Origin of the sequence: Streptomyces montanisoli (assembly GCF_017813245.1) — a bacterium.
Classification (GTDB): Bacteria; Actinomycetota; Actinomycetes; order Streptomycetales; family Streptomycetaceae; genus Streptomyces; species Streptomyces montanisoli.
Window position 1 is genome coordinate 1 of record NZ_JAGIQL010000190.1, and the last position, 10,813, is coordinate 10,813.

7 protein-coding genes are annotated in these 10,813 nt (G+C 73.0%); 6 read left to right on the top strand and 1 reads right to left on the bottom strand.

Annotated features, from left to right (window positions below):
- The first annotated feature begins 393 nt into the window (after positions 1–393).
- From eno to JFN87_RS28890, 6 genes are all read left to right on the top strand, one after another.
- Positions 394–1,689, top strand: coding sequence for a phosphopyruvate hydratase (gene eno, locus JFN87_RS28865; RefSeq protein WP_209344743.1), 1,296 nt, complete (start codon positions 394–396; stop codon positions 1,687–1,689).
- Between the two features lie 91 nt (positions 1,690–1,780).
- Complete coding sequence (locus JFN87_RS28870; RefSeq protein ID WP_209344745.1) at positions 1,781–2,284, top strand: FtsB family cell division protein; 504 nt, start codon at positions 1,781–1,783, stop codon at positions 2,282–2,284.
- A 63-nt stretch (positions 2,285–2,347) separates the two neighbouring features.
- The gene (locus JFN87_RS28875) at positions 2,348–2,905 is read left to right on the top strand and encodes a DUF501 domain-containing protein (protein ID WP_209344748.1); all 558 of its coding nucleotides are present in this window, start codon (positions 2,348–2,350) and stop codon (positions 2,903–2,905) included.
- Complete coding sequence (locus JFN87_RS28880) at positions 2,902–3,834, top strand: Ppx/GppA phosphatase family protein (protein ID WP_209344751.1); 933 nt, start codon at positions 2,902–2,904, stop codon at positions 3,832–3,834. The genes JFN87_RS28875 and JFN87_RS28880 overlap by 4 nt, the downstream gene beginning before the upstream one ends.
- Before the next feature lie 462 nt (positions 3,835–4,296).
- Positions 4,297–5,688: an NAD(P)/FAD-dependent oxidoreductase gene (locus JFN87_RS28885; protein ID WP_209344753.1), complete on the top strand. Its 1,392-nt coding sequence runs from the start codon at positions 4,297–4,299 to the stop codon at positions 5,686–5,688.
- Between the two features lie 415 nt (positions 5,689–6,103).
- On the top strand, positions 6,104–7,402 hold the full coding sequence (locus JFN87_RS28890) for a class I SAM-dependent methyltransferase (RefSeq protein ID WP_209344755.1): 1,299 nt from the start codon (positions 6,104–6,106) through the stop codon (positions 7,400–7,402).
- Between the two features lie 126 nt (positions 7,403–7,528).
- Here JFN87_RS28890 and JFN87_RS28895 read toward each other — a convergent pair whose 3' ends face one another.
- Positions 7,529–10,054: an ABC transporter permease gene (locus JFN87_RS28895; protein WP_209344757.1), complete on the bottom strand. Its 2,526-nt coding sequence runs from the start codon at positions 10,052–10,054 to the stop codon at positions 7,529–7,531.
- Positions 10,055–10,813: the final 759 nt, after the last annotated feature.

Consider the following 10,813-nt stretch of genomic DNA (forward strand, 5'->3'; position numbering starts at 1 on the left):
CCGCAGGGCGGGGCCCGGCCGCCTCCCACCGGCCCGCGGCGCCACGCGAGGACACGGCACCGGCCCGCCCCGCGGGACGTGCCCCTTGTCGGGACCGCACAGCGAAGGCGGCACCGCGCGGCGCACCACGCCGCCCCGCACGGCCGCTCACCCCGGAACCGCCCCGGTCCTCGCACTCCCCCCGGTGCGACGGGCCGGGGCTCCGTGGTGAACGGGCCCACGGCGCCGACAGACCCCCACAGGCCCCCACAGGCCCCCGTCCGGGCGTCAGCGGCCCGGACTCGTGGCACGGCGACTGCCCGGGGGCCCGTCCCGGCGCCCGCGCCGGATAGGCTCTTGCCGCAAGGACCACAGGCGCAGCGCCGCGCTCCACGTGTCACATACGAGAAGGAGATGCTCGTGCCGTCGATCGACGTCGTCGTAGCCCGGGAAATCCTCGATTCACGAGGCAACCCCACCGTCGAGGTCGAGGTCGGCCTCGACGACGGCAGCACAGGCCGTGCCGCCGTCCCCTCCGGCGCCTCCACCGGCGCCTTCGAGGCGCTCGAGCTGCGGGACGGTGACCAGAACCGCTACCAGGGCAAGGGCGTGGAGAAGGCCGTGCTCGCCGTGATCGAGCAGATCGGCCCCGAGCTCGTCGGCTACGACGCCACCGAGCAGCGCCTGATCGACCAGGCGATGTTCGACCTGGACGCCACCCCCGACAAGTCCTCGCTCGGCGCGAACGCCATCCTCGGCGTCTCCCTCGCCGTGGCGCACGCCGCGTCCGAGGCGTCCGACCTGCCGCTCTTCCGCTACCTCGGCGGCCCGAACGCGCACCTGCTGCCGGTGCCGATGATGAACATCCTCAACGGCGGCGCCCACGCCGACTCGAATGTCGACATCCAGGAGTTCATGATCGCGCCGATCGGCGCGGAGTCCTTCTCCGAGGCGCTGCGCTGGGGCGCCGAGGTGTACCACACGCTGAAGAAGGTCCTCCAGAAGAAGGGCCTGTCGACCGGCCTCGGCGACGAGGGCGGCTTCGCGCCGAACCTGGAGTCCAACCGCGCCGCGCTCGACCTGATCCTGGAAGCCGTGAACGAGGCCGGCTACGTGCCGGGCCGCGACATCGCGCTCGCCCTGGACGTCGCCGCCTCCGAGTTCTACAAGGACGGCAGCTACGAGTTCGAGGGCAAGACGCGCTCCGCCGAGGAGATGACGGCGTACTACGCGGAGCTCGTCGACGCCTACCCGCTGGTCTCCGTCGAGGACCCGCTGCACGAGGAGGACTGGGCGGGCTGGAAGACCATCACCGACCAGCTCGGCGCCAAGGTGCAGATCGTCGGCGACGACCTCTTCGTCACCAACCCCGAGCGGCTCTCGCGCGGCATCGACGAGGGCGCGGCCAACGCGCTGCTGGTGAAGGTCAACCAGATCGGCTCGCTGACGGAGACGCTCGACGCGGTCGAGCTGGCCCAGCGCAACGGCTTCAAGTGCATGATGTCCCACCGCTCGGGCGAGACCGAGGACGTCACCATCGCCGACCTGGCCGTCGCGGTGAACTGCGGCCAGATCAAGACCGGCGCCCCGGCCCGCTCGGACCGTGTCGCCAAGTACAACCAGCTGCTGCGCATCGAGGAGATCCTCGACGACGCCGCGGTGTACGCGGGCCGCAGCGCGTTCCCGCGTTTCCGCGGCACGGAGAGCTGACGCCGGTCCGTGTCACGCCGTCCCCGGCCGCGGTCCCGTACCGTGTCCGGGGACGCGCACGTACGTACGCAGGTGACAGGGGAGTGTGGCGATGGCACGGACCGGGAACCGGGACGACCGCTTCTCCACGGCGACGCGGCTGCGCGTGCTCGGCGAGCAGACGGCCGCCCGCGTCTACCGCTCGCAGAACCGCAGGCAGGCGCACCGCTCGCGGATGACGGGACGCGCGGCGTTCCTCGCGCTCGTGCTGTGCACGCTGGTCGTCGCGCTCGCCTACCCGATGCGCCAGTACGTCTCGCAGCGGGGCGACATCGCCGACCAGCGCAGGACGGCGCACGACGCCAAGCAGCAGGTCGAGAAGTTGCGCGACGAGAAGGCCAGGCTGCAGACGGACGCGTACATCGAGCGGCTCGCGCGCGAGCGCCTGCACTACGTCATGCCGGGCGAGAAGGGGTTCACGATGAACGCCCCGACGGCCGTCCAGCACGAGCAGCAGGCGGTCGGCGTCGCGAACAGGCCCTGGTACGCGAACATGTGGGACGACGTGGACCACGCGGACGCGGCCGCCGCACGCGCCGGGACCGCCAAGCACTGACCGGGCGGCGACGGCCCCGGACCACGAACAGCTACGAGCAGCAAGGCAGCGCACCAGGCAGTCATGGAAACCCCTCCTCCGCAGACAGAACGCACCGAGCCGCCGACGGCAGAAGACACCGCGGCCTTCGCCGCCCAACTGGGCCGGCCCGCGCGCGGCCTGCGCGCGATCGCGCACCGCTGCCCCTGCGGCCTGCCCGACGTGGTCGAGACCGCGCCGCGCCTGCCCGACGGCACGCCGTTCCCCACCACGTACTACCTGACCTGCCCGCGCGCGGCCTCGGCGATCGGCACGCTGGAGGCGAACGGCGTGATGAGGGAGATGACCGAGCGCCTCGCCACCGACCCCGAACTCGCCGCCGCCTACCGGGCGGCGCACGAGGACTACCTCGCGCGTCGCGACGCGATCGAGGTGCTGGCCGGGTTCCCGAGCGCAGGCGGCATGCCGGACCGGGTGAAGTGCCTGCACGTGCTGGTGGCGCACTCGCTGGCGGCGGGCCCCGGCGTCAACCCGCTGGGGGACGAGGCGATCGCGATGCTGCCGCAGTGGTGGCTCAAGGGGCCGTGCGTGCAGACACTCACCGACACGGGAAAGATGACGGGAACGGGGGCGGACGCATGAGCAGGGTGGCGGCGATCGACTGCGGCACCAACTCCATCAGGCTGCTGGTGGCGGACGTCGACACGGCGACGGGCACGCTGCGCGACCTGGACCGCCGGATGAGGATCGTCCGGCTCGGCCAGGGCGTGGACCGCACGGGCCGGCTCGCCCCCGAGGCGCTGGAGCGCACGTTCGAGGCGTGCCGCGAGTACGCGGAGGTGATCGCCCGTCACGACGTGCCGGCCACCCGCTTCGTGGCGACCTCCGCCTCGCGCGACGCCTCCAACCGCGACGACTTCGTGCGCGGGGTCGTGGACATCCTCGGGGTGCGCCCCGAGGTCATCACCGGCGACGAGGAGGCGGCGCTCTCCTTCACCGGCGCGACGCGGGAGCTCGCGACGCACGAGACGGCCCTGGTGGTCGACATCGGCGGCGGCTCGACCGAGTTCGTGCTCGGCGACGACCGGGTGAAGGCGGCGAGGTCGGTGGACATCGGCTGCGTCCGCCTGACGGAGCGCCACCTCCTGCACGACGGTGAGCTGACCGACCCGCCGACGCCTGATCAGATCGCAGCCGTGCGCGCGGACATCGAGCGTGCGCTCGACGAGGCGGAGAAGACGGTCCCGCTGCGGCGGACGTCGACGCTCGTCGGCCTCGCGGGCTCCGTGACGACGGTGGGCGCGATCGCGCTCGGCCTGGCGGAGTACGACTCGGCGGCGGTCCACCGCTCGCGGGTGACGTTCGAGCGCGTCAAGGACATCACGTCCATGCTCCTGACCTCGACGCACGAGGAGCGTGCGGCGCACGCGGTCATCCACCCGGGGCGGGTGGACGTGATCGGGGTGGGTGCGCTGATCCTCCAGACGATCATGGAGCGGACGGAGGCGGCGGAGGTCGTCGTCAGCGAACACGACATCCTGGACGGCATCGCCCACAGCGCGGCCGGCTGAGGCCCGGCGCGGGCGAAGCCCGCCGAGCACCCCCCGGCCCGGGCCCCGGCCCGGGCCCCGCCCGCCGGCCGAAAAGGGCTCGCGGCGTGGCTCGTGCGGCGTGCCGGGAACGTCCGGATGCGGGCCGGTCCGGAAAGTTCGTGAAGTTCTTCACAAGGAATTCCGGGCCGACGCGCCCGGCGGGTGGGCCGACGGGGTGGAAAGGATCTCCCCCGAGCGGGGCCTTCCACGAACGAGCGGTTATTGTGCGCCGGGGCGGGAAACGGCGGTGCGCCGCCGCCCGCCGTCCGCGAGCGCGGACCGGCAGCTCAGCGCCGGTGAGGCCGCCCCGCGTACCGTCCGGTACGCATGCGGGGCCCCGCATGCGTCGGGTGAGGTGCCGCGCAGGGTAACACATAGTGGGTAAGTTCTTGTGAAGGGGCTCACGAGTACCCCCCTCGGGGCGGGTGGATACTCGATGCCATGAGCACCACGGAGCGTCCCAGGATCCTCGTTGTAGGCGGTGGGTACGTTGGCTTGTACGCAGCTCGTCGCATTCTGAAGAAGATGCGCTACGGGGAAGCGACCGTCACGGTCGTGGACCCGCGCTCGTACATGACGTACCAGCCCTTCCTTCCCGAAGCCGCGGCCGGGAACATCTCGCCTCGGCACGTCGTCGTCCCGCTGCGGCGCGTGCTGCCCAAGGCCGAGGTACTCACAGGCCGCGTCACGACCATCGACCAGGACCGCAAGGTCGCCACCGTCGCGCCGCTCGTCGGCGAGGCGTACGAGCTGCCCTTCGACTACCTGGTGATCGCGCTCGGCGCCGTGTCGCGCACCTTCCCGATCCCCGGCCTCGCCGAGCAGGGCATCGGCATGAAGGGCGTCGAGGAGGCCATCGGCCTGCGCAACCACGTCCTCGAGCAGCTCGACAAGGCCGACTCCACGACCGACGAGGAGATCCGCCGCAAGGCGCTCACCTTCGTCTTCGTCGGCGGCGGCTTCGCCGGCGCCGAGACCGTCGGCGAGGTGGAGGACATGGCACGCGACGCGGCCAAGTACTACACCAACGTCAAGCGCGAGGACATGCGTTTCGTCCTCGTCGACGTCGCCGACAAGATCCTCCCCGAGGTCGGCCCGAAGCTGGGCACCTGGGGCAAGGAGCACCTCGAGTCGCGCGGTGTCGAGGTCTACCTCAAGACCGGCATGGACTCCTGCGTCGACGGGCACGTCCAGCTCAACAACGGCCTCGAGGTCGACGCCAGCACCATCGTGTGGACCGCGGGCGTCAAGCCCAACCCGGTGCTCGCGCGCTACGGCCTCCCGCTCGGCCCCCGCGGCCACGTGGACTCCTCCGCGACGCTCCAGGTGCAGGGCACCGACTACGTCTGGGCCGCGGGCGACAACGCCCAGGTGCCGGACATGGTCGGCCGCCGCGCCGGCAACGAGAACGCCTGGTGCCCGCCGAACGCCCAGCACGCGCTGCGTCAGGCCAAGGTCCTCGGCGACAACGTGATCTCCGGCATGCGGGGCTTCCCGCAGAAGGAGTACAGCCACGCCAACAAGGGCGCGGTGGCGGGCCTCGGCCTGCACAAGGGCGTCGCGATGATCGTCTTCGGCAAGACGAAGATCAAGCTGCGCGGCCGCCTCGCCTGGTACATGCACCGTGGCTACCACGGCATGGCCATGCCGACGTTCAACCGCAAGATCCGGGTCATCGCCGACTGGACCCTGGGCATGTTCCTCAAGCGCGAGGTCGTGTCCCTGGGCGCCATGGAGACGCCGCGCGAGGAGTTCTACGAGGCCGCGAAGCCGGCCCCGAAGCCCGCCGCCGTGGCGGCCCCCGCGGAACCCGAGAAGGCCAAGGCCAGCTGACCCCGTCCGGGCGGGAACAGCCCGGGGCGCGAGGTCGCCACAGCCCGGCTCAAGGACGCGCCGGAACAACCCCAAGACCGAGAAGGCCGCTCGCCATCCGTGGTGCGGGCGGCCTTCTCCATGTCCGCGTACCGGATGTCCGTCAGGGCGTGCGCGCCGCGTACGCCCCGGCGCCCGCGCCGCCCGCGTCGCCCTGACGGGCCAACAGGGCGCCGCGCGTGCGGCGGACATGGAGCGCCGCGCCCCGCCCGGCCTCCGCACCCCCGCCGCAGGTGGGACGGACCCCGCACGGCAAGGTACGTGGTGATGCCAGGTATTTTGCCGTCCCATTGCGTTCCGCTGGTATCGCAGTGGCACGTCGACGGTGTTTACGTGGTGTGGGAAAGACTGGGATACGAACACGGAGGTGTGCGCCATGGCCGACGCCGCGTCGCGGCTGTCCGCTCTGACCGAGGAGCTGATCGGGGCGCCGCCCCCGGTGCGCATCCGCGCCTGGGACGGCAGCACAGCCGGCCCCGCCGAGGGGCCGACCCTGGTGATCCGCCACCGGCGGGCCCTGCGCCGCTTCCTGTGGAAGCCGGGCGAGCTGGGTCTCGTACGGGCGTGGGTCGCCGGCGAGATCGACGTCGAGGGCGACCTCTACACGGTGCTCGACCGGCTCGCCCAGTTCATCTGGGACCGCGGCGAGGAGGCCGAGGCCGCCGCGAAGCACCCGGCGCTCGACCCGAGGCTGCGCTCGGCGGCGAAGTCGCTCGTACGGATCGCCGGCGCGTGGCCGCCGCCCCCGCCGCCCGCCGAGGAGATCCGCGGCCGGCACGGCAGCCGCCACACCAAGCGCCGCGACAAGCAGGCCATCAGCCACCACTACGACGTCGGCAACGACTTCTACGAGATGGTGCTCGGCCCCTCGATGGTCTACTCGTGCGCCTACTGGGACGACGCCCCCGGCTTCACCCTGGAGGACGCCCAGCGCGCCAAGCTCGACCTCGTCTGCCGCAAGCTCGAACTGAAGGAGGGCGAGCGGCTCCTCGACGTCGGCTGCGGCTGGGGCAGCATGGCGCTGCACGCGGCCCGCGAGTACGGCGCACGCGTCACCGGCGTCACGCTCTCGCGCGAGCAGGCGGTGTTCGCGCGCAAGCGCATCGCGGAGGAGGGGCTCACCGACCGGATCGACATCCGCGTCCAGGACTACCGGGACGTCAAGGACGGACCGTACGACGCGATCTCGTCCATCGGCATGGCGGAGCACGTCGGCATGGTGCGCTACCGCGAGTACGCGGACGACCTCTACGCCCTGCTCAAGCCCGGCGGCCGGCTGCTGAACCACCAGATCGGGCGGCGCCCGATGGTGAACGACGAGGCGTACGAGATCGACGCCTTCATCGACTCCTACGTCTTCCCCGACGGTGAGCTCGCCCCGGTCGGCAAGACGCTCGCCACGCTGGAGGAGGCCGGGTTCGAGGCGCGGGACGTGCAGGCGCTGCGCGAGCACTACGCGCTGACGTTGCGGCGCTGGGTGGCCAACCTGGAGGCGCACTGGCGGGACGCGGTACGCGCCACCTCGCCCGGCCGCGCCCGTGTGTGGCGGCTCTACATGGCCGCGTCGGCGCTCTCCTTCGAGCACAACAAGATCGGCGTGAACCAGATCCTCGCGGTCAAGCCCCCCGAGGGCGGCCGTCCGGTGACGGCTCTGCGCGAGCTCAACTGGCGCTGACGCGCACGGCGGCGGGCCCGGAGAGATCGGTCTCTCCGGGCCCGCCGCCGTCGCCGTGGACCGGTACTTCGCCGGGCCGGCGCGCCGCACGCGGCCTCGGCGGGGAAGCCCCGGCCTCCCGCCGGGCTACTCCGTCTTGACCGCGCCGAGCACGTCGAGCCTGGCCGCGCTGCGCGCCGGCCACAGCGACGCCAGCACGCCCACGAGCCCCGAGAGCACCAGGAACAGCGCGATCCGCCCCCACGGCAGCACCAGCTCGTACCCCGGCAGCTCGCCCTTGATGGTCTGGCCGATCGCCCAGGCGAGGAACGTGCCGAGCACGACGCCGAGCACCGCGCCGAACATCGAGATCACGACCGCCTCGACGCGGATCATCCGTTTGACCTTGGCGCGGTCGAGGCCGATCGCCCGCAGCATGCCGATCTCGCGCCGCCGCTCGAACACGGACATCGCGAGCGTGTTGACGACCCCGAGCACCGCGATGATCAGCGCCATCGCCAGCAGTGCGTACAGCAGCGCGAGCGCGGTGTTCACGAAGCCGCCGTAGCTCTGCCTGATGTCCTGCCGGTCCTGGAACGTGAAGGCGGGGCTGTCGCCGAGCGCGTGCACCAGCGCCTTCTCGTGCGCGGCGCTCGCGCCGCCCGCCGTCTTGACCCACACCTGGGGGATGTACGGCTCCTTCTCGTGCGGGGCGACGACCGCTGTGGACACGACGAGCGGCGACAGGAACTGGTTGTCCTCGTACGTGGCGCCGATCGTGAGCGTCCCCTCGCGGTCGTCGTCGTAGGTGACCCGCAGCCGGTCGCCGACGTGCCAGCCGTTGGACGCGGCGGTCTTCCGCGCGACCGCGATCTCGCCCTTGGCGAGGGTGCGCAGCGAGCCGTCGACGGTGTCCATCGTGAGAACGCGCTCGACGGCGCCCGGCGTGACGGCCGAAGCCGAGTGGTAGTGGCCGCCCACCCGCAGATCGACGGCCTGCTGCGGGGAGACGGCCGTGACGCCCGGCACCTTGGCGAGTTCGGACGCGACGGACGGTGCGAGCGTGGAGCCCGAGGCCATGGAGACCATGTAGTCGCCGCGCACGCTGTCCGTCGTCATCCGGTCGACGGCGCTGCCGAGCGTCACGCCGAGCACGGTGAGGCCCGTGACGAGGGTGAGGCCGATGGCGAGCGCGGAGGCCGTGGCGCCGGTCCTGCGGGGGTTGCGCACGGCGTTGCGGCTCGCCAGGTTGCCCGGAGTGCCGAACACCGCGCGCAGCAGCGGCCGCACCAGGGCCACGGCGGGCCGCGACAGCAGCGGGATCAGCACGATGACGCCGATGAGCAGCAGGAAGGCGCCGCCCGCGATCAGCATGCGGCCGTTGTCCTTGCCGACGGACGCGCCGCCCGCGATGCCCACGGCGCCGACGGCGGTCAGGGCCGCGCCGATGCAGTTGCGCACGACCAGGGAGCGCGTGCCGGCGGGCGCGTGCGCGCTGCTCATGGCCGCGACCGGCGGGATCTTCGCGGCGCGGCGCGACGGCAGCCAGGCGGCGAGGAGCGTCACGAGCACACCCACGCCGAGCGCCGCGGCCACCGCGTCGCCCCCGACGACGAGCGGGCCCGCGGGCACGCGCGCACCGAACGAGCCCATCACGGAACGCAGCCCGACGGCGAGCCCGATGCCCAGCACGAAGCCGGCGACGGAGGCGGCGAGCCCGACGAGCGCCGCCTCGACGATGACCGACCTGCGCACCTGCCGCCGCGACGCGCCGATGGCGCGCAGCAGCGCCAGCTCCCGGGAGCGCTGGGCGACCAGCATGGTGAACGTGTTGGAGATCAGGAAGACGCCCACGAACAGGGCGATGCCGGCGAACGCCAGCAGGATCTTGTTGAGGCTGGACAGGCTCTGGGCCGCGCTCCTCGCGTCCTGGTCGGCGAGCGCGGAGCCGGTGTCGGCGGTGGCGCCGTGCGGCAGCAGCGGCTTGACGGCGGCGAGCACGGCGGCATCGGACGCGCCGGGCGACGCGGTGACGGTGGCGTCCATGAACCGGCCCGCGTGGCCGCCGGGCAGGTAGAGGTGCTGGGCCTGGGCCGTGTCGAACAGGACGAGGCTGCCGCCCGCCTGGACGGCGCCGTCGTGCGTGGTGAAGACGCCGGAGAGCGTGTACGTGCGTACGGGCCCGTCGGTGGCGACGCGCACGCGGTCGCCCACGTGGTAACCGCCGGCGGCGGCGGAGTGCGCGTCGAGCGCGATGTGCTGCGCGTCGCGCGGGCCGTGACCCTGACCGTGGCGGAAGGCGTAGGACGGATCGCGCCCGTGGGTGCCGGGCGCGAAGTTGCCGCCCTTGTTGGACCAGCCGGTCCCGATGAGCTTGCCGTCGGGTCCCGCGACCCCGGCGAACCCGCTCACCCGGCCGGTGACGGTGGCGACACCCGGGGCGTCCCGGATCGTGTCGAGGTCGTGGGCGGTGAGCCGGTGCTGGTCCTCGGTGGACACGGCGACGGCGACGCCCTTGTAGTCCTTGGCCGACTGGTCGGCGTAGGCCTTGCCGAGCGTGTCGGTGAAGACGAGCGTGCCCGACACGAACGCGACGCCGAGCAGGACGGCGAGCACGGTCATGAGGAGGCGGGCTTTATGGGCGAGGACGTTGCGGAGCGACGTACGGAACATGAGGGGTCCAGGTGGTGGGGTGATGGGGTGAGGGTGGGGGAGTGAGGTGGTTGGGGAGCGGGGCCGCGCGGCCCCGCTCCCCAGGCGGGGTTGCGGCTTGGCGCCGCGGCCGTGGCACGGCCCCGTGCCGCGCGTGGCGGCCGAGCGCGCGGGCCCTCCGGGGTGAGGCCACGGCCTGTGAGGCCACCGCCTTGCGCTGCGGTCAGGGCCAGGGCCCCGGGCGGGGTCACGGCCTCGCGTTGCGGTCAGGACCTCGGCCTGGGGGCGGGCCGTGCCCCGTCTGGCGGACGGGGCCAGGGCCGCGCGTGGACGTCGGGACCCCTTCCCTGTGCCCCGGGTGGGACCAGGGCCCCTGACCGTCGGTGGGCCGTGCACCGTGCGGCCGGCGAGATCACGACCCCGCGCCGCCGAAGAGCCACGGCCCCCGCGTGGCTGACAGGACGCGTTTCCTGTGCCGCCTGCGGGGCCAAGGTCGCGTGCGTGGTGCGGGGCACCGCACCGGCTCCGGGCGTGACCCGCGCGTCGCGGGCCGTGCCTAGGGACACGTGAGCGGGACACCCCCGGAGGCAGAGCCCAGATGCGGGGACCGGATCACGGCCGCCCCGCGAACGGGATCACGGCCCCGCCCCGTCGACCGGGCGCGGCCGGCGTGGGGCCGGGGGGCGGGGTCGGAAGAGCACACGGCCGAACTCCAGGCACCGGTGGATCGCGGAGGCCGGCCGCGGCCGGGGGGAGGGGGGGGGGGGGGGGGGGGGGGGG